General features: G+C 36.8%; 20 protein-coding genes. 9 read left to right on the forward strand and 11 right to left on the reverse strand.

Annotated elements, in window-relative coordinates; all coding sequences use genetic code 11:
* Window positions 1–767 precede the first annotated feature (767 nt).
* From BUC21_RS14315 to rpmH, 6 genes are all read right to left on the reverse strand, one after another.
* Entirely contained in the window at window positions 768–1,442 is a 675-nt protein-coding gene (locus BUC21_RS14315) for a NigD1/NigD2 family lipoprotein (protein WP_073403640.1), read from the reverse strand.
* Window positions 1,433–2,590 carry a 1-acyl-sn-glycerol-3-phosphate acyltransferase gene (locus BUC21_RS14320; RefSeq protein WP_073403642.1) on the reverse strand — a complete coding sequence of 386 codons (1,158 nt, stop codon included), beginning with the start codon at window positions 2,588–2,590 and terminating at the stop codon, window positions 1,433–1,435. The genes BUC21_RS14315 and BUC21_RS14320 overlap by 10 nt, the downstream gene beginning before the upstream one ends.
* Window positions 2,591–2,594: 4 nt before the next feature.
* Window positions 2,595–3,569, reverse strand: a complete 975-nt coding sequence (locus BUC21_RS14325; RefSeq protein WP_073403644.1) for a D-alanine--D-alanine ligase — start codon at window positions 3,567–3,569, stop codon at window positions 2,595–2,597.
* Window positions 3,566–4,648, reverse strand: a complete 1,083-nt coding sequence (locus tag BUC21_RS14330) for an RluA family pseudouridine synthase (RefSeq protein ID WP_394332764.1) — start codon at window positions 4,646–4,648, stop codon at window positions 3,566–3,568. The genes BUC21_RS14325 and BUC21_RS14330 overlap by 4 nt, the downstream gene beginning before the upstream one ends.
* A gap of 11 nt (window positions 4,649–4,659) precedes the next feature.
* Entirely contained in the window at window positions 4,660–5,319 is a 660-nt protein-coding gene (locus BUC21_RS14335) for a PASTA domain-containing protein (RefSeq protein WP_073403648.1), read from the reverse strand.
* A gap of 118 nt (window positions 5,320–5,437) precedes the next feature.
* The gene (rpmH, locus tag BUC21_RS14340) at window positions 5,438–5,593 is read right to left on the reverse strand and encodes a 50S ribosomal protein L34 (RefSeq protein ID WP_073403650.1); all 156 of its coding nucleotides are present in this window, start codon (window positions 5,591–5,593) and stop codon (window positions 5,438–5,440) included.
* A gap of 196 nt (window positions 5,594–5,789) precedes the next feature.
* Between rpmH and efp the strand changes: the two genes are divergently transcribed.
* The 5 genes from efp (at window position 5,790) to BUC21_RS14365 (ending at window position 9,329) form a co-directional block, all read left to right on the forward strand.
* Window positions 5,790–6,356: an elongation factor P gene (gene efp, locus BUC21_RS14345; RefSeq protein ID WP_073403652.1), complete on the forward strand. Its 567-nt coding sequence runs from the start codon at window positions 5,790–5,792 to the stop codon at window positions 6,354–6,356.
* 67 nt (window positions 6,357–6,423) lie between these two features.
* Window positions 6,424–7,413 (forward strand): glycosyltransferase family 2 protein, encoded by a 990-nt coding sequence (locus tag BUC21_RS14350; RefSeq protein WP_073403654.1) that lies wholly within the window; start codon window positions 6,424–6,426, stop codon window positions 7,411–7,413.
* 86 nt (window positions 7,414–7,499) lie between these two features.
* Window positions 7,500–8,189 carry a RadC family protein gene (gene radC / locus BUC21_RS14355; protein WP_073403656.1) on the forward strand — a complete coding sequence of 230 codons (690 nt, stop codon included), beginning with the start codon at window positions 7,500–7,502 and terminating at the stop codon, window positions 8,187–8,189.
* Window positions 8,190–8,240: 51 nt separating this feature from the next.
* A complete protein-coding gene (locus BUC21_RS14360) occupies window positions 8,241–8,552 on the forward strand; it encodes an iron-sulfur cluster assembly protein (RefSeq protein WP_073403658.1) in 312 nt (103 codons plus the stop codon).
* Window positions 8,553–8,561: 9 nt separating this feature from the next.
* The gene (locus tag BUC21_RS14365; RefSeq protein WP_073403660.1) at window positions 8,562–9,329 is read left to right on the forward strand and encodes a UDP-2,3-diacylglucosamine diphosphatase; all 768 of its coding nucleotides are present in this window, start codon (window positions 8,562–8,564) and stop codon (window positions 9,327–9,329) included.
* 90 nt (window positions 9,330–9,419) lie between these two features.
* Here the strand turns inward: BUC21_RS14365 and rplS are convergent, their stop codons facing one another.
* Complete coding sequence (gene rplS, locus BUC21_RS14370) at window positions 9,420–9,782, reverse strand: 50S ribosomal protein L19 (protein ID WP_073403662.1); 363 nt, start codon at window positions 9,780–9,782, stop codon at window positions 9,420–9,422.
* A 162-nt stretch (window positions 9,783–9,944) separates the two neighbouring features.
* Here rplS and BUC21_RS14375 point away from each other — a divergent pair, with 162 nt between their 5' ends.
* From BUC21_RS14375 to BUC21_RS14385, 3 genes are read left to right on the forward strand one after another with little or no spacing between them, the layout of a single operon-like run.
* Window positions 9,945–10,724, forward strand: a complete 780-nt coding sequence (locus tag BUC21_RS14375; protein ID WP_073403664.1) for a 5'-nucleotidase C-terminal domain-containing protein — start codon at window positions 9,945–9,947, stop codon at window positions 10,722–10,724.
* 9 nt (window positions 10,725–10,733) lie between these two features.
* Window positions 10,734–11,585, forward strand: a complete 852-nt coding sequence (locus BUC21_RS14380) for a bifunctional metallophosphatase/5'-nucleotidase (RefSeq protein WP_073403666.1) — start codon at window positions 10,734–10,736, stop codon at window positions 11,583–11,585.
* Window positions 11,586–11,588: 3 nt separating this feature from the next.
* The gene (locus BUC21_RS14385) at window positions 11,589–14,573 is read left to right on the forward strand and encodes a serine hydrolase domain-containing protein (protein WP_073403668.1); all 2,985 of its coding nucleotides are present in this window, start codon (window positions 11,589–11,591) and stop codon (window positions 14,571–14,573) included.
* A gap of 5 nt (window positions 14,574–14,578) precedes the next feature.
* On the opposite strand, the gene porT is transcribed toward BUC21_RS14385, so the two are convergent.
* Complete coding sequence (gene porT / locus BUC21_RS14390) at window positions 14,579–15,280, reverse strand: type IX secretion/gliding motility protein PorT/SprT (RefSeq protein WP_073403670.1); 702 nt, start codon at window positions 15,278–15,280, stop codon at window positions 14,579–14,581.
* A 201-nt stretch (window positions 15,281–15,481) separates the two neighbouring features.
* On the opposite strand from porT, the gene BUC21_RS14395 reads away from it, so the two are divergent.
* Window positions 15,482–15,652: a DUF362 domain-containing protein gene (locus tag BUC21_RS14395; RefSeq protein ID WP_073403672.1), complete on the forward strand. Its 171-nt coding sequence runs from the start codon at window positions 15,482–15,484 to the stop codon at window positions 15,650–15,652.
* Window positions 15,653–15,768: 116 nt separating this feature from the next.
* Here BUC21_RS14395 and BUC21_RS14400 read toward each other — a convergent pair whose 3' ends face one another.
* The 3 genes from BUC21_RS14400 to BUC21_RS14410 all read right to left on the reverse strand — a co-directional run bounded on the left by BUC21_RS14400 (window position 15,769) and on the right by BUC21_RS14410 (window position 20,201).
* On the reverse strand, window positions 15,769–16,962 hold the full coding sequence (locus BUC21_RS14400) for a pyridoxal phosphate-dependent aminotransferase (RefSeq protein WP_073403674.1): 1,194 nt from the start codon (window positions 16,960–16,962) through the stop codon (window positions 15,769–15,771).
* A gap of 119 nt (window positions 16,963–17,081) precedes the next feature.
* Window positions 17,082–18,296, reverse strand: a complete 1,215-nt coding sequence (locus tag BUC21_RS14405; RefSeq protein WP_073403676.1) for a bifunctional 3,4-dihydroxy-2-butanone-4-phosphate synthase/GTP cyclohydrolase II — start codon at window positions 18,294–18,296, stop codon at window positions 17,082–17,084.
* 3 nt (window positions 18,297–18,299) lie between these two features.
* Complete coding sequence (locus BUC21_RS14410; RefSeq protein ID WP_073403679.1) at window positions 18,300–20,201, reverse strand: LptF/LptG family permease; 1,902 nt, start codon at window positions 20,199–20,201, stop codon at window positions 18,300–18,302.
* Window positions 20,202–20,232 lie beyond the last annotated feature (31 nt).

The raw sequence follows: 20,232 nt of genomic DNA on the forward strand, positions 1-20,232 counted from the left end.
TCCTCTTCAACTGCCTGATTACAAAGCTAATAAAAAGTATAATAAATATTAATAATACTCTTATAATTTGGATTACAACATAGAAGAGGTGGCAGTAAAATAATACTTTTTTCCTTTCTGAAAAATTAATTTTGAAAATTCTGCAAATTGCGGAATTTTCAAAAAAAGATTTCTGGAATCGAAATATATTGTTTTTTACTGCCACCTCTGCCACCTGTCGTTTTATATGTCTCATATTATCAGGTGGTTATATTTTTGATTAGAATTAATTAACACAAAAAGTGGTGTACATGGTGTACATAAAAAGACTATTTTAGCTTTCCACAGATTAAATTTCAAGAATTCAGCAAATTGCAGAATTTTCAAATCTTTATTTCTCTGAACTAAAAAAGGACGATTTATCTACACCATGTACACCATCTAAAAATGTATCTTACTGATAACCAGATGTATTTATTGTGTGGAAAGGTGGCTGATCTCTTTTAGGCTTTAAACCCCAAAAATCAACCCATACCAGCTTTAATGAATTAATCGGTCAACTGATTATAGGCTTAGGAACATTAGCAGTCAGCTGGAATCAGTTTAATGTATTTCCCGGCAAACATTAACCATTTATTGGCGGGAGGTTGAAGTAAACATGTACATGTTCGCTACCGATCATGTACAAGATTGGAACCAAACATGTACATGTTTGGAAAAAGATAACCTTATAAAAGAATTAGTTTCTGAGCAAGAAAGGCCTAAGAAGTATAGAGGCTTTTAATAGATTAAATAATAGAAGAGGGGTAAGTAAAAGTATAAGTTTTCACTCCATCATTGAAAGTCTGAATGGACATCGAAACGTTAAAGCCATTAGGATATTGCTGGATGTATTTATCTAATGGAACCGATAGATAAGCTATTTTTGTGTATGCTTCAACATCGTCGTTCTTATCATGGTAAAGAGTTAGATTAATAGAAGGAACTCCATTTTTAATCGTTGTATTGGTCTCTATAAAATGAAATAAATGAGTTTTGCTTTGCAGCATTACTTGCAAAGTCATATTTATGTAGCGACCGCTTAACCAAACGCTTTGAATGTCTACTGGGTCAGTCTTCATTTGGGCACCAGAAGCAAGCTTAACAGGAGTGGGAGATACCGCTTTAATCAACGAATAAATTACAGCAGAAGCATTTTGAGAGTTATCAGCAGGTTCTGTTGCAATATAGTTACATACTATTCGCTGTAAGGCATTAGCGCTTAATTTGCTGTCTGTCCGATCTTTCTCAACCGTATAGGTCGCATCTTTATCGGTAGTTAAAGAAATTATCTTTCCTGAGGCATTTGTTTGAGCAGATATAAATTCTAATTTAACAGAAGGATATACATAAGAATTTTCCTCTCCTGTACATGAAATAAAGGAGAGGAAAATTAATATAATATATAAGGCTTTTAATCGCATTGATTAGCAACTAAAGAATTGATCAGTGGATTGGCATACATAATCAGCAGCTTTTCTTTAAGATAAGGAATATCCTTATTTGGCAAATCAATTTTTTCTAGCTGATTGGCAATATATTCCTCAAAACGGTTCTTTTCTTCAGTGGTATATTGATCGGCAAACTTATTCTCTCCCGAGAGTAAATCGTGTGCAACATAATTTCCCGGATATAGTTTGTAGTTACGGTATATCTCCTTATCAATTACTGTTGATATCTGAGTGAACAGTTCACATTTCGGTAATGAAGAATCCAACTGTTTTAGTTTCTCATTTAAACAAGGAGCTGTCTGGAAATGAACTTTGCCTTTAAATCCAAAAAGTCCGGTTTCCATGTTTTTAAGATCATCCTGAGTAGATTTCTTGTAACCTTCAATGTCTCTTTTCAATTGAAACTCTTTTGCTTTCAGATAATCGCAAGGGTCGTATTCATAAGAGATAGACAATGGAGCAATATTCAGTGACTTCAATCTTTCAATAATATCTCCTTCTCCACCCATAGCCAGCATCTTTAAAACACTGTCTTGTGTGCGGTCGTTAGAATCTTTTGCGCGTCCTTCACGTTGAGCAATCCAGATAGATTCTTTTTTCTCGGAAATGGCGTAATGCATATAGCGGGACATGCGGGCAGACGACTCAAGCATTTGCCTCATACTTAATCCGCGTTGCACTATAAACGATTTGTTTACTCTAACCAGTTTTTTAATCCATGGATAAATTAGTAAATTGTCGCCAATAGCAATCTCAACAGTACTTTTCCCTTGATCTAAAAGCAAGATAGAAAGAAACCCTGAATCGAGAATAATATCCCGATGATTGGAAATATATGTATAAGATAGATTCTGATTGGTCAGGGCCGAATTGTCAAAGGTCAGTCCGTCTGTGTGCTTCCTTGCAATCCCCCATAAGAATTCAGCGGAAAATGCTTTCTGAAATTCCAAAGATGTTTTGCAGCTACGCATTTTATTTGCCACAGCTTCGAACGGAACGCCTGGTATAGCATAAGCTATTGCATTCTGAAAAGCTGGGTCAGCAATCAGCTCCTCATATATTTGAGGCAGCTCTTCGCTATTGTATGGACGAATCTCGTCAAACTCAGTAGTGATTTCCATATTCTTAAAACTTATTCTCAATAATATCAGTCATTACATCTTTGATGTCTAAACCTGCAGCTCTAACCTGTTGAGGTATAAAGCTTGTGGCCGTCATTCCCGGAGTTGTATTAATCTCCAGAAGATTAATCTTATCACCTTTAGTGATAATGTAATCAATACGTATTATTCCAGAGCAACCCAAAATATCGTATATGGCAGAAGTCAATGTTTGTACTCTTTTAGTCAATTCTTCAGATAAACGCGCCGGAGTAATTTCGTCAACCTGTCCGTTATATTTGGCGTCATAATCAAAGAATTCATTGGTAGTTACAACTTCTGTTATAGGAAACACTTGTTCCTTGTTTTTTGTTTTATAACATCCACAAGTAATTTCAGTTCCTTGCATAAAAGCTTCAATGATTACTTCCTTAGCTTCATCGAATGCTTTTTTTATAGCCGGTTGAATTTGCTCTTTAGCCTTTACTTTTGTTACGCCGAAGCTTGAACCTCCCAGATTAGGCTTGATAAAGCATGGTAAACCTATTTTCTCAACAACAGCATCGTCTGTAATTGATTGTCCTTCTCTTAGCATTACAGATTCTGAAACTTTCACCCCAAATCCTTTGAGATATTGGTTGCATGAAAATTTGTTGAAAGTAAGTGCCGAAACAAGTACGTTGCAAGAAGAGTAGGGGATTTGTAACAAATCAAAATAACCTTGCAATTTTCCATCTTCACCTGGGGTACCGTGAATGGTAATATAAGCAAAATCGAAATTAATCTTTTCGCCATTCAGCAAAAAGCTAAAGTCATTGCGATCTATTGGAGCTTTATTCCCGTCAGGAAGTTGAACTTCCCAGCGAAGACCTTGCATCTCAACAATATACAGATTATACTTTTCCTTATCCATGAAGGAATAGATTCCCTGGGCACTGCGAAGGGAAACGGGGAGTTCTGAAGAATCTCCACCAGCTACTATTGCAATAGTACGTTTCATTCTAATTCTCGGTTTGAAATATAGCCTCTCCATTTGTCAATCAGCATAGTCATGTCCTTAGGCAGTTCTGTTGTGAAAAACATTTCTTCGCCCGTACTAGGGTGAACAAAGCCCAGAGTCATTGCATGTAAAGCCTGACGTGGACAAATATCGAAGCAGTTGTTTACAAATTGTTTATATTTGCTAAAGTGAGTTCCTTTTAAAATTTCATGTCCTCCATATCGTGTATCATTGAAAAGAACATGACCAATGTGTTTCATGTGAACACGAATCTGGTGCGTTCTGCCAGTTTCGAGCACACATTCTACAAGTGTTACGTATCCCAGACGTTCAATTACCCGATAATGAGTCACTGCATGTTTACCTATGTTAGGGTCTGTAAAGAAAGCCATCTGCATCCTGTCTTTAGGATTGCGGGCAATGTTGCCTTCAATAGTGCCTTCATCTTGTTCCACAGTTCCCCAAACCAGCGCATTATATTTACGTTTAGTTGTTTTATTATAAAACTGCAAACCTAAATTAGTCTTTGCATCCGGTGTTTTTGCAACAACAAGAAGTCCGGAAGTATCTTTATCAATACGGTGAACTAATCCAACCTGTGGATCGTTGGCATCATATTGCGGATTATCTTTAAGGTGCCATGCTATTGCATTAACCAAGGTGCCATGATAATTTCCATGACCGGGATGTACAACCAGTCCAGCCGGTTTGTTTACAACCATAAGGTCATTATCTTCGTAAACAATATCAATAGGAATATCTTCTGGAATAATCTCGTTTTCATAACGAGGACGATCCATCATTACCGTAATCACATCGAATGGCTTTACCCGATAGTTGCTTTTTACCGGTTTTCCGTTAGCCATTACACATCCGGCTTCAGCAGCCTGCTGTATACGGTTGCGCGAAGCATTTACAATCCGTTCAAACAAATATTTGTCTATTCGGGTAAGTGCCTGACCTTTATCTACAATAACACGAAAATGTTCATAGAGCTCGCCGGAACCAATTTCCGATTCAGTCTGTTCTACATCTTCAATCTCGTCAATATCTTCTATTTCGTCCAGAAAATCTTTCATTAGCTTATTCTTTAGAACCATGAATCTTCGGTAGTAGGTTCTTTTCCCGGTTCTGTAGTTGCTTCGGGGTTACTAAACTCATCATCCATATTTATGGTGTCTTCTTGTATAGTCTCTTTAGTACCATTTCCTACCATTAATGTAAGAGTTGCTCCGGTTGGTACTTTTTCACCAAGCATTAATTGTCGGCCGTTATATTTAACTCCATAAACCCAGTCGCGTTCTCCTGTTACAGATTCATTGGCAGTTAGTATAAATCCTGCGGAAATTAATTTTGCAGTGGCCTGACGAACAGAACTGTTATCTGCTACGTCGGGAATAGTTTGCATAGGCATTGTTAAAGAATTAACGGTGAGGTAAATTACTCGTCCTTCTTTAACATGTTGACCCTCTGATGGGTTTTGCTCCAGAATACAACCAGAGACTTTATTTTTATCATAGCTTGAGTCTACTACTATACAATCCAACCCGCGGTTTCTTAGCATCATTTGTGCCTCTTGTTCATTTAATCCTTTCAGATTGGGAACCAGAACCGATTTTCCATGTTGGGTATAGATGTCAATACCTTTTAGGACAAGAAATATTAGCAGGCCGGCAAGAACAATCATTGCTATCACATTCCACCATAGGTATTTATTCTCTTTGAAAGAAAAGAATTGTTTTATCGTCATATGCTATTTATATATTGTCTTTAAATTGCGGCTCAAAGATAATATAAAAAACAAAAGAAGTAAAGGTTCTAACGCAAACCTTTACTTCTTTTATTAATCTCTTATTTGAAGATTCTAATTATTTTCCGTTGTATTCGTCAGAAACGGTTAATTTCTTTCTTCCCTTAGCACGACGTGAAGCCAAAACTCTGCGACCATTAGCAGAAGCCATTCTTTCACGGAAACCATGTTTGTTCTTTCTCTTTCTGTTAGAGGGTTGGAATGTTCTTTTCATTACTTATATATTTTATTGTTATTATTCTGATAGTCTGAATCGGGATGCAAAAATAGAGACTTTTTTTATATTAACCAAGAGATAAACCTTTTTTAGTCAAAACATTTTGTGTTTTTTATCTATTTAGATTACTTTTGCACCCGAAATGAATAAAAGAACAAAATAATAAATATATAAATAGCTAAAAAATAAAAGTATGATCAATTCACAAGACATCAAAAACGGAACTTGTATCCGTATGGACGGAAAGCTCTATTTCTGTATCGAATTTCTACATGTAAAACCAGGAAAAGGAAACACTATTATGCGTACAAAGTTGAAAGACGTTGTATCTGGTCGTGTTCTTGAGCGCCGTTTTAATATCGGTGAAAAGCTTGAAGATGTTCGTGTGGAACGTCGTCCTTTCCAATTCTTATATAAAGAAGGTAACGACTATATTTTTATGAACCAGGAAACTTATGATCAGGCTCCTATCGCTCATGACTTAATCACAGGTGTTGATTTCATGAAAGAAGGTATGATCGTAGAAGTTGTTTCTGATGCTTCAACTGAAACAGTTCTTTTTGCAGAAGTTCCTGTAAAAGTTCAGCTTTTGGTAACTTACACAGAACCAGGACTTAAGGGCGATACTGCAACAAACGCAACAAAACCTGCTACTGTTGAAACTGGTGCTGAAGTTCGCGTTCCTTTATTTATCAACGAAGGTGAAATAATCGAAATCGATACTCGTGACGGTTCTTACCAAGGTCGTGTTAAGGCTTAATCTTTAAGCAAATAATATTTTTTAATCCCCTCTTTTTGAGGGGATTTTGTTATATACAAATCTAACTATGTTCTACTCCGTAATAATTCCCGTATACAATCGTCCCGATGAAGTGAACGAACTTTTGGTTAGTCTCACGAAGCAGCATTTTACTAATTTTGAAGTGTTGGTTGTAGAGGATGGATCTACTGTGCCTTGTGAAGAAATAGTAAACAAGTTTAGGGAAAGTCTGGATATTAAATATTTCTTTAAACCAAATTCCGGTCCCGGCCAGACTCGTAATTTTGGTGCGGAACGTAGTAAAGGTGATTATCTGATTATTCTTGATTCGGATTGCATAATACCTGAAGGTTATTTTGATGCTGTTGAAGCTGAACTGAAAAAGGACCATGCTGATGCTTTTGGTGGTCCCGACCGTGCAGATGCATCTTTCTCGGATATGCAAAAAGCGATAAATTACGCTATGACCTCTTTCTTTACGACTGGTGGTATACGTGGCGGGAAAAAGAAGCTCGATAAATTCTATCCTCGCAGCTTTAACATGGGAGTAAAGCGGGATGTTTATATGAATTTGGAGGGATTTTCTAAAATGCGTTTTGGAGAAGATATTGATTTTAGCATTCGCATTTTCAAGAACAATTATAAATGCCGGTTATTTCCGGATGCGTGGGTTTATCATAAACGACGCACCGATTTGAAGAAATTCTTTAAACAGGTGCATAATTCAGGTATAGCCCGCATTAACTTATTTAAAAAATATCCCGAATCATTAAAACTGGTTCATCTTTTGCCTGCAGCTTTTACAGCAGGACTTTTATTTTTGCTGGCTGTTTGCTGCTTTTCCTTCTGGGGATTAATTCCAATTCTTTTTTATGCATTGATTATTTTGCTTGACTCTTCTTTTCAGAATAAGAGCATAAAGATTGGGGCAATTTCTATTATAGCCTCTTTTATTCAGCTTACAGGATATGGTTCTGGTTTTATCAGAGCATGGTGGAAAAGAGTAGTGCTGAAGAAAGATGAGTTTTCTGCATTTGAAAAGAACTTTTATAAATAAAAATACAAACCTATTTTAAAGAAGCACGAATTCAGGTAGGAAGTTTCCTTGTTGAATCCGTGCTTTTTTTATCTCTATGAAAAACAATGAAAGAAAAACTAACGATTAATCAATGGGCAGAAGAAGATCGTCCCAGAGAAAAAATGCTGGAAAAAGGTATAGGGGCTTTGACCGATGCCGAACTTCTGGCTATTCTTATAGGTTCTGGTAATACAGAGGAGACAGCTGTGGAACTGATGCGCAGAGTGCTGGCCTCATGCAATCATAATTTAAACGAACTGGGAAAGTTGACGGTTGAAGATTTATGCACTTTTAAAGGTATAGGTCCGGCGAAAGCAATTTCTATTTGCGCGGCTTCTGAGCTTGGAAAACGAAGAAAACTTTCAGAAATAACGGAACGTAATCAGGTAACTTGCTCTACTGATGTTTACAATCTGATGCATCCGTTAATGTGCGATTTACCTACTGAAGAGTGCTGGGTGTTATTACTGAACCAGTCGAACAAAGTGATTGATAAAGTGAAAATCAGTTCGGGTGGTATAAGTGAAACTTCTGTTGATGTGAGATGTGTGCTTAGGGAAGCCTTGATTAAACGTGCTGTTTCCATTATTCTTTGCCATAACCACCCATCTGGTAATACTCGTCCTAGTAAGGAGGATGATAAACTTACATCAAAGATGAGACAAGCCGGTGAGTATATGAATATAAATCTGGCCGATCATCTTATAGTTTGTGATGGGCATTATTACAGCTATGTTGACGAAGGTCGTTTTTAATTTGGAGATTAATTCTTAATATTTATCTTTGCAGTACTAAAATAACTGATTATGACGAAGTTTGAAATAGAAGAAAAGATTGTCGAGATGATTAAGACTGTATATGACCCGGAAATTCCGGTTAATATCTATGATCTCGGTTTGATTTATAAGATTGATGTAGCTGATAATGGTGATACTGTTATCGATATGACGCTTACTGCTCCAAATTGTCCGGCTGTGGATTTTATAGTAGAAGATGTTCGCCAAAAAGTGGAATCTGTAGAAGGAGTAACTTCTGCTACGGTTAACATTGTTTTTGAACCGGAATGGGACAAAGATATGATGAGCGAAGAAGCTAAACTGGAATTAGGATTTCTTTAAATAAGTGTGATGAAGAAAAGAGTTTATTTCCTTTCGGATGCTCACCTTGGATCACGTGCTATAGAACATAGCCGTACACAAGAGCGTCGTTTGGTGAACTTCCTTGAGAGTATTCGCCACGATGCTGCTGCAATTTATCTGATGGGGGATATGTTTGACTTTTGGTACGAGTTTAAATTAGTCGTACCAAAAGGATATACACGTTTTCTGGGAAAAATATCGGAATTGACTGATGCCGGGATAGAAATACATTACTTTACTGGTAATCATGATATTTGGTGCGGTGATTATCTGGAAAAAGAATGCGGCGTGATTCTTCATCGTAAAGCCATAACTACAGAAATACTTGGAAAAGAGTTTTATCTGGCGCATGGAGATGGACTTGGTGATCCTGATAAGTCGTTTAAATTGCTCCGGAAAATGTTTCACAATCATACTTTACAAACAATGTTTTCGGCTTTGCACCCCCGATGGAGTGTTGAATTGGGATTGAGCTGGGCAAAAAAGAGCCGTTTGAAACGTATAGATGGTAAAGAACCTGATTATATGGGTGAGGACAAAGAGTTCCTGGTTCTTTATACCAAAGAGTATCTTAAATCTCATCCCACAATTAACTACTTTATCTATGGGCACCGCCATATCATGCTTGATTTGATGTTATCGTCTTCTGCACGCGTAACAATTCTGGGCGACTGGATAAACTTTTATTCGTACGCTGTATTTGATGGAGATAACTTGTTTCTGGATGAATACGTAGAAGGCGAAGAAATTGCTTAAAACTACCTGAATTTATTCATTGGAATGATAAAAAAAAGAGAGGAATCTGCAAAAGCAAATTCCTCTTCTTTTTTATTTCGAAACAGAGAATTAAGCGTTTGTAGTGATAACTCTTTTTTCTTTGATTCTAGCTTTTTTACCAGTAAGAGCACGAAGGTAATATAATTTAGCTCTACGAACTTTACCAACTTTGTTCACTTCGATGCTATCGATGAATGGTGATTCGATTGGGAAGATTCTTTCTACACCAACTGTTCCAGACATTTTGCGAACAGTAAAGCGTTTCTTTTCTCCGTGACCTGAAATCTTGATAACAACACCACGGTACAACTGTACACGTTCTTTGTTACCTTCAGTAATACGATAAGCTACAGTTACAGTGTCTCCAGCTTTGAAGCTTGGGTGCTGTTTTCCAGTAGCAAATGCTTCTTCTGCAATTTTAATAAAATCCATTGTTTTGTTTTTTAAAATGTTTTATCGTTACAACGCAACATATCAAGTAACTCTTCTTTGACAGCGATTGCGCGAAAGCGGTGCAAAGATGCGAATTATTTGTTGGATAGCCAAATATCTAAGAAAAATTATATATATTTGACGGTATAAATAATGTTTATTATGAGATATTTAGGGATAAATAAATCTATAGGAATGCTCTGCTTGTCAGGGCTACTCTTTTTTTCGTCATGCCATTCAGTTTATCAGTTGGCAAGCATACAAAGTAATAGTGTTGAAATTAATTCTGAATACGACACAAAGCAAGATAATGCGGCTGTTGCTGTTTTTGCTCCTTATAAAGCAAAAGTAGATAGTATTATGTCGCCGGTGATTGGAACCTGTGAAGTGGATATGACCTCTGGACGTCCTGAGAGTCTTCTCTCTAACCTGGTGGCAGATGTTCTTCGTGAATATGCAAATACTTTACCCGGACAAAAAACTGATCTTGCTGTTATTAACTTTGGAGGGCTAAGAAGTAATCTTCCAAAAGGTGATATAACATTTGGTACTATCTATGAAATTCTGCCTTTTGAGAATTCTCTTTGTCTTGTTAGTCTAAAAGGAACAGATCTGATTTCATTATTTAGCGATATTGCAAAAGTAGGAGGACAGGGGGTTAGCAATGTGAAGCTTCTGATTTCTGCTCCATCTAATGCCGAATTAATTGATGCTACAGTTGGAGGTGAAAAAATTGATAAGGATAAAATTTATACTGTGGCAACTATTGATTACTTAGCAGAGGGGAATGATGGTTTAGGGTCTTTCCTGAAAGCCGAAAAACGTGTTTGTCCTGAAGGGGCAGTTCTTCGTCATATTGTTCTTGATTATGTGAAGAAAAAAACGGTAAAAAGTGAAGTAATTACATCCAGTCTGGATGGTAGAATTCAGATTAAGAAATAAAGGAATACAATGAAACGAACATTTTTTATAATAATATCGCTAATCTTATGCATTAACCTTTCTGCTCAGCGTGTAAAGGTGCTTACTATATTGCATACCAATGATACTCACAGTCGTGTTGAACCTATAAGCAAAAACGATGCTAATAAATCTCAGGCAGATAAAGGTGGGTTTGTTAGGCGAGCTTCTTATATAAAGCAGGCTCGAGCAGAGGATAAGGATGTTTTGTTGTTCGACTGCGGTGATTTTTCTCAGGGAACTCCATATTACAATATGTTTAAAGGAGAGGTGGAAATCAAGTTGATGAACGAAATGAAATATGATGCAGCAACGATTGGAAATCATGAGTTTGATTTTGGACTTGAGAATATGGCTCGTCTTTTTAAAATGGCGAAATTTCCATTTGTTTGTTCTAACTACAAGTTTACGGGTACTGTGCTTGATGGCTTGGTTAAACCTTATATAATTATTAAACGTAAAGGCCTGAAAATTGGAGTGTTTGGATTAAGTCCCAAAATGGAAGGATTGGTTCAGGCCGATAAGTGCAAAGGGGTGGTTTACTTTGAACCTTATGATGTAGCAAATGAGGTCGCAACATATTTGAAAAAGAATGAACGTTGTGATGTGGTGGTTTGTCTTTCTCATTTGGGGTGGAAAGCTTCAGAAAATAATCCGGTTTGTGATGAAGTATTAGCAGCAAAAACACATAATATTGATTTAATATTAGGAGGACATTCTCATTCGTTTATTGAAACTCCTGTATATTACAAAAATTTAGATGGTAAGGAGGTTCCTGTAACACAGATGTGGAGAAATGGAGTCTATGTGGGAAAAATAAATCTAAAGTTTGAAAGGAAATAAGTGATGAAAAGGGTATTTGTATTTACATTAGTTCTGGCTCTTTTATTACCTGTAGCAACCAAAGCACAGGTTGAACCTCTTTTGGCGTATAAGGTTTCACAACAAGAGTCTTGTCAGAAATGGGTTGAAAATACATTGTCTAAAATGACGATGAAAGAAAGAATTGGTCAGCTTTTTATTCATACAGTGAACCCCGATATCGATAAAAAGAATAAGAAGATGATTCGAAAGGCTGTTCGTGACAGCAAAATTGGTGGGTTGCTGTTCTCTGGTGGAAAACTGCAGGATCAGGCCTTATTAACTAATTTTGCTCAGTCGCAGGCTAAAATTCCATTGATGATTACTTTCGATGGTGAATGGGGATTGTCTATGAGACTGAAAAGTACTCCTGTTTTTCCAAAAAATGTAGTTTTGGGATGCATTCAGAATGATCAGCTTATTTACGAATATGGTCAGGAGGTAGCCAGGCAGTGTAAGGAGATGGGAGTTACAGTAAATTTTGCACCTGTTGCCGATGTAAATCGTAATCCTAATAATCCTGTTATCAATGTCCGCTCATTTGGTGAAGAACCTCATGAAGTAGCAGATAAAGTTATTGCCTATGCCCAAGGACTTGAAAGCAAAGGGGTACTTTCTGTAGCAAAACACTTTCCGGGGCATGGAGATACAGATGTTGATTCTCATTTTGCTTTACCGGTGTTGGCTTTTACAAGAGAACGACTGGATAGCGTTGAACTCTATCCTTTTAAACAATATATAAAAGCTGGTTTGGGAGGCATTATGGTTGGACATCTTCAGGTGCCTATAATAGAGCCAAACAAGCTATTTCCTTCTTCTCTTTCACGTAATGTTGTATATGGTTTGCTTGCCGATGAACTTCGCTTTCAGGGATTGATCTTTACTGATGCCTTAGCGATGAAAGGTGTTGCTTCTGCAGATAGAGTCTGCTTGCTGGCTTTGCAGGCTGGAAATGATATGGTGTTGGCTCCGGCAGATGTAGAAACAGAAGTTCAAAGTGTACTTAAAGCCCTTCAGAATGGAGAAATAAGTAAAGAGGAAATTGATCGTAAGTGTAGAAAAGTATTGTTATACAAATATATTTTAGGGCTGACAAGAGCCCCTGAAATTCGTTTGTCGGGTTTGGAAGAACGAATTAATACGGCAAATTCCGAAGCTTTAATACATAAACTGAGAACAGCTGCTATAACCGTTCTTGGAAATAGAGAACAGGAACTTCCTTTCCGGGCTTCTGCTGATGAAATTGCATTGGTAAGTGTAGGTGGCAGATCTGCTGACTCTGTGTTTATAGAAACAATGAAGAAATATGCTCCGGTTAAATGCTATCATTTAACATACCAGATGAATGATTCATTGACGCAAGCCATGAAGCATGAGTTGTCATTACATAAGAGGGTTGTTGTTAGTATAACCGCTCAAGACCTGAAACCTTATCTTCATTTCTTTTCAGCTCTATCAATCAGTCAACCGGCAGTCTATGTGTTCTTTACTCCTTTTTCAGTAATGGAACAACTTCAGATACCCTTATCTGTTGCTTCTGCAGTAGTTTTAGGACATTCTGCTGATAATGATGTTCAAAATCAAATAGGTGATGTTCTTTTTGCTAAAGCCACAGCTGACGGGCGTTTATCAGTAAGTATAGGAACGCTTTTCTCTCCGGGAGATGGAGTGACGATTACCCCTAATACGGTGTTTCGCTCTGTACCAGAAGACTTTGGAATGAGTTCTGTTACATTAGCACGCATTGATTCAATTGTTAAGGAAGGAATTGAAGCTCGTGCTTTTCCTGGATGTCAGGTTTTGGTTATGAAGGATGGAAAGACTGTGTATAGCAAGAATTTTGGAAAATATACTTATGAAGGAGATCAGAAAGTAACATCAAATAGTATGTATGATCTTGCTTCTTTGTCAAAAACAACAGGAACATTACTTGCTATCATGAAGTTATACGATAAATGCTTGTTGAACCTTACTGATAAAGCATCTAAATATCTAGCTTTTCTTCGTGGTACTGACAAAGAGAATATAACGATTAAAGAATTGTTGTTTCATGAGTCTGGGTTGCCACCTTCGCTTCCGTTCTATCGACTGGCTATAGATGAAACAAGCTATGAAGCTCCTTTCTTTGTGAATAAGAAAGATTCTAAACATACCATACAGACTGAAGAGAATACTTATGCTTGTACTTCTTTTAAATATAAAGAAGGATGGGCTTCGACTAAGCCTTCCGATGAATTTACGATGCAGGTAACTGATAGTCTCTTTATGAATAAGAAATTTCATGAAGCAGCTATGCAGATGATTGCTCAGACTAAATTAGGAGCAAAGAAGTATAACTATAGTTGCGTTAACTTTATCCTTCTAAAAGAGATTGCCGAAACTGTTAGCGGAATCCCAATGGATGAGTTCCTGAATCGTGAGTATTATGGACCAATGAGACTATATCATATTTGTTATCTGCCTTTACGTACGCATAAAAAAGATGAGGTTGTTCCTACGGTGAAAAATGATTGTTTTCGAGGCGAACTGATTCAGGGATTTGTGAATGATGAGGCTGCGGCATATTTAGGTGGTATATCAGGTAACGCAGGCTTGTTTGCTTCTGCAAAGGATGTTGCAAAGGTATATCAGATGCTGCTTAATGGAGGTGAAATAGATGGGAAACGTTATTTAAGCAAATCAACCTGCAAGCTATTTACCACAACTACTTCCAAGAGTGGCAGACGAGGCTTGGGATATGATAAGCCTGTACCTGCTAATCCACAAAATAGTCCTTGTTGTATTTCTGCTCCTGCTGCTGTTTACGGCCATACAGGGTGGACTGGGACATGTTGTTGGGTAGATCCGGTAAACGGACTGGTTTATGTGTTCTTGAGCAACCGTACATATCCGGATCGTTGGAATTTTAAATTGTCGAAGATGAATATACGTACGAACATTCAGGAAGTAATCTATCAATCAATGAAATAGTTTCTCTATTCAAAATAGAATGATAGCACAATCATGCGTGAGTTTATCTGGTTGACTGATTGCGTATATTTTAAGAGTGTTTTATCATTTAAATCAGAACGGTCTGTTTTAAGTAAATTACTTAATCCAAAGCAGAACTTAAGTTCAGGAATAAGCTTGAAGAATGGGAGATAAAAGTCACAACCGATGCCAGCTTCTATATAGCAATCGGCACTTTTAAGTAATAAGACTCCATTCTTTTTTATACTGAGGTCGGCCATGGGATTAACTCCGGCCATTACGTATGGCCGATAGTTATTAAAGCGTTCTGCACTGAACTTTAAATCAAAAGGAAGAGACAAGTATGTGGATTTTATCTGCTGCCTGGTCTCTTCTTTGCTATTTTGCTCTTTGAAAATTACGGTTTTGTCACCGAAATGCAAAGTAGGAATAAGCCGGAGTGCCAGATCTTTCGTTAAGTAGAGTTCACCTAAAACACCAACACTGAATCCGGGAGAATAACTGGCAACATCGGCAAACCAGGATTCTCCATCCTTAGTAATGTATCCGTTGTTCTCAAATTTCAGATCTTGAGTATGCAAACCAATTAAAAAACCATAATGTAGCCTTCTTTGGTCAATATATGGTCTATTTTGTATCTTCTTTATCTGTGCATTTACGCCCAATGAAAATACAAATGATAGTAATATGATGAATATACGTTTCAAGTCCTGATAATTATTTTATGCTTATTATAACGGCAAATTACGCTTCTTATTGCAACGTTAAGACAAATAAAAGCTTATTAGGATTTTTGTTATTTAGATAAAATCCAAATTAACATAAAATATGAAAGGAAATATGCTACAATTAGAATTAATCTCTATTTTTGTTGAGCAAATTAGTACTAATAATTAAAATTTAAGAAAATGGCTTACGTAATTAATGATGATTGTATTGCTTGCGGAACTTGTATTGACGAGTGTCCAGTAGGAGCTATCTCTGAAGGTGATATCTATTCAATCAATCCAGAGGTTTGTACAGAATGTGGAACTTGCGCAGATGTTTGTCCTTCTGAAGCAATACATCCGGGAAACTAAAAAATTCCTTCGGGTAAAAAATAAAAAGGCTGTTTCAATCGAAACAGCCTTTTTACTTATATATAGGTCTGGAAATTAATCTTATGATCTTATTTCCAGACTATTTATATTGTTGCTTATTTAAGTTTAGCCAACGTTTGCTTGATTCTATTGAATGCTTCAACCAGATTTTCATCAGATGTAGCATAAGACATACGGATACATTCAGGGGCTCCGAAAGCTACACCTCCAACACATGCTACGTGTCCTTCTTCCAAAAGATACATTGCCAAATCTGCAGAATCATTAATTTTACGATCGCCAAAAGATTTACCGAAATATGAATCACATTTTGGGAATACATAAAATGCACCATCAGGAACATTGCATTCTAATCCTGGGATATCTTTAACTAATTCAATAACAAGATTGCGACGACGTTCGAAGGCTTTACGCATCTCTTCAACTGGTGCCTGATCTCCTGCAAATGCAGCTTCTGCTGCTTTTTGAGCAATTGAAGATGGGCCTGAAGTATATTGTCCTTGAAGCTTATTGCTAGCTTTTGCCAACCATTCTGGAGCAGCAACGAATCCAAGTCTCCAACCAGTCATAGCATATGCTTTAGAAACACCATTGATAAGGGCTACACGTTCTTTGATTTCAGGAAACTGAGCAATACTTTCATGTTTACCGATATAGTTGATATGTTCGTAAATCTCGTCGGCAATAACGATGATATTAGGATACTTAACCAAAACATCTACTAATCCTTTTAATTCTTCTTTACTGTATACACTTCCTGTTGGATTTGAAGGAGAGCAAAGGATTATTGCTTTAGTTTTAGGAGTAATAGCAGCTTCCAGTTGAGCAGGTGTAATTTTGAAATTTTGTTCAAGGCCAGCAGGGATAATAACACTTTTTCCTTCTGCTAGTTTTACCATTTCAATGTAGCTCACCCAATATGGAGCTGGGATAATTACTTCATCTTCCGGGCCAATAATACACAATAAGGTATTACAAACTGACTGTTTTGCTCCATTGGAACAAACAATCTGTTCAGGTTTATAATCCAGGCCATTTTCATTCTTTAATTTAGCTGCAATAGCCTTACGAAGGGGCATGTAGCCTGGTACAGGAGAATAAAAAGAGAAGTTATCATCAATTGCTTTTTTAGCAGCAGCCTTAATGTGGTCGGGAGTAAAGAAGTCGGGTTCCCCTACACTAAGATTGATGACATCAATGCCTTGAGCTTTTAACTCACTACTCTTCTGAGACATAGCTAATGTTTCTGAAGGAGAAAGGCTGTTCAAACGGTCTGAAAGTTGATTCATAATTTAACTTATTTATTGTTGGTCTATATCACGATGCAAAATAAGATAAAATAATTGAAATAAGAAAGCAAATAAATGATATTATTGAACTTTGTACTTCAATAGGTCTTATTTTTATATCACTTTGTAAAATGCAAAGCGTGTCCCATACGATCTTTTTTTGTTTTCAGATATCGTAAATTATACTCATTGGGGGTGACTTCGATAGCTACATTTTCTACTATTTCCAGGCCATAAGCTTCTAGACCAATACGTTTAACAGGGTTATTAGTTAGTAATCTCATTTTATGCACACCTATTTCCCGTAATATTTCTGCACCTACACCATAATCACGTTCATCTGCCTTAAAGCCTAAGTGAAGATTTGCATCAACCGTATCAAGTCCTTCTTCCTGCAATTTATATGCTCTTATTTTATTCATAAGTCCAATACCTCGGCCTTCCTGATTCATATAAACAACAACACCTTTGCCTGCTTTTTCTATCTCAGACATTGCTTTATGCAACTGCTCTCCACAATCGCAACGGTTGGATGCAAATATGTCACCAGTCATACAAGATGAGTGCATTCTTACCAAAATAGGCTCGTTTTCTGCCCATTCGCCTTTTATTAAAGCAATATGTTCCAGCCCGTTTGATTTTTGACGGAAAGGGATAAGGCGGAAATGTCCGAATTCAGTAGGCATGTCAACTTCATCTCCTTTTTCTACAATCGACTCCATCTTTAAGCGATATGCTATAAGATCTTTAATAGAAATGATTTTTATGTCGAATTTTTTAGAAACTTCCAGCAGTTCTGGTAAGCGAGCCATTGTTCCATCTTCATTGATAATTTCAATTAAAGCTCCGGCTGGATAAAGACCTGCTAAACGTGCCATGTCAACTGTTGCTTCTGTATGTCCTGAACGGCGAAGTACCCCACGCGATTTTGCTCTTAGTGGGTTGACATGTCCGGGACGACCAAAACTAACTGGTTTTGTGTTAGGATCGGCCAATGCTTTGATAGTGGCTGCTCTGTCGTGCATTGAAACTCCTGTAGTACATCCATCTAGTAAGTCTACTGTAACAGTAAATGGTGTTTCATATATTGAAGTGTTTGTAGAAACCTGCATTTCCAGGTCTAACTCTTCACAACGCTCTTCAGTAATAGGAGCACACAAAACCCCGCGTCCGTAAGTCAACATGAAATTTACTTTTTCCGGAGTTATTTTTTCCGCTGCAATAATAAAATCGCCTTCATTTTCACGGTCTTCATCATCTACGACAATTATAAATTTACCCTCACGAAAGTCTTCTATTGCTTCTTCGATTGAATTTAGCTTTATATTTTCCATATCTTACTTGTTACAAATTGTTCTTATTATATCTTGTAAATCTCTGTTTACCTTATTTATTAATTTCAGATCTTTATATAACCTAACCCTGAAAGCCCATATTCTAAAATAATAGATTAACCCTATTGGTAGTATTATACCAGTTATTTTGTTGAGCGAAGGCATATTGAAAGGGCATCTATGAGCATGAACAGACAAGATAGGGTAGTTGTTCAGTGTTCCTAGAATTTTCGTATTTTTGGTATTGGCCAACTTTTCAATAATAACTTCCAACTGCTCGTTGATAGCCACAATTTCTTCATCTTTTTCATTTTTTGTCCAGATAGTGAAATAGTTTGGCGCACGTTTTAGTCTATTATTTGATATGTATTCTTCACACATATCATTTAGCAGTTCCATATTCTTATCTTCTTGCAGGTAGTCGGGATCTTCAATGATTACTTCTTTTTTAGCCAAATGCCTAGTGTCACGTATACCTATAACTTTCCTTAGCCAATTAATATATGTATCTACATTCAGTACAACGGAATCATTATTCGATTTATAACTGAGGAATATACCTACTGGAGCTAAGATAAAAGTACTTATCCACATTGCCGTCCAAATAACCCATGTACCATTTCTGGCCATTTTAGCTCCGGTTGTATCTATAATATAATAGATGAGGAAGATTAAGATAGAGATTACAACTGGCATGCCTAAGCCTCCTTTTCTTATGATACCCCCTAAAGGAGCACCAATGAAGAAGAATATTAAGCAGGAGATAGAAAGAGCAATTTTTTTATGCCATTCCATTTCGTGTCTGCGGATACGCTTGTCTGTGTCAACGGTGTTGAAACTCTTAAATTTCCAGTCATTACCTATACTTTGTGACGTGCTTAATGCGTTTGCCACAGCCTTCTGCTTGTCTGATAAAGAAAGATTATTAAATACGCTATCTGTATTTATAGCAGCCAATTTTGCTTTTCTTATTTTGAGTGTATCTTCTTTACTAAAATTATCTCTGAAACGATAAGTACTTGTTACAGCTTCTTTATAGAATGTTTTTCCAACGCTGTCAACCAAATGATTCATTGAATCGACTGCCGTTTGAAGCTCTGTCATATTCTTACTTTGATACTGATTGTTCATGAAACTTTCGTCAATCATATTAAAGTTTGAATTGAAATCTATTATAGTGTGTTTTTCGCTAAAACTTTCTCGCCGATATGGAACATTTTGCATGGAGCTGCTCTGCGACTTAAGATTCTCAAACATTTCTCCGCTATACAGATGTAGTCTCAAATATTTTTTGTCGGCTGTCATTTCCAGTTTGCCTGAGTCGGCAACAATGATATGTGCATTGTCAAATCCATCAGAAAAATTGTAGATCATTATATTATATAATGCTCCAGTCTCTTTGTTTTTATGCTTAACATAAAGATTATAACCTTCGATTTCATCATAAAATACCCCTTCCGGAATTTCTAATTCAGGTGATTTTTGCTTCATGGAAAAAAGCAAAGTGAATAGTTTTACCTGGGCCTTGGGTGCTACAACATTTTGAAAATAAAAGGAAGTGGAACACAGAAATACTGTAAAGACAATAAGAGGCGCCATTACTCTGATCAATGAAATTCCGGCAGCTTTTATAGCGAGTAGCTCATACCTTTCGCCAAAATTACCGAAAGTCATTAATGAAGCAAGTAAGATAGCAAGAGGAAGCGCAGTAGGTACCAAAGTTAATATGGCGTAAAAGAAAAACTCTGATAATACGCTTATAGCTAATCCTTTACCAACTAAATCGTCGACGTATCTCCATAAAAACTGCATCATAAATATGAAGAGACAAATGAAGAACGTTCCAAAGAAAAGGAGTGTAAAACTCTTGATAACGAATATATCTAATTTCTTTATGCGTAGCATCTTTTTTTATTTGTACGATTATCCGACAAAA

The organism is Bacteroides luti (genome assembly GCF_900128905.1).
GTDB lineage: Bacteria > Bacteroidota > Bacteroidia > Bacteroidales > Bacteroidaceae > Bacteroides > Bacteroides luti.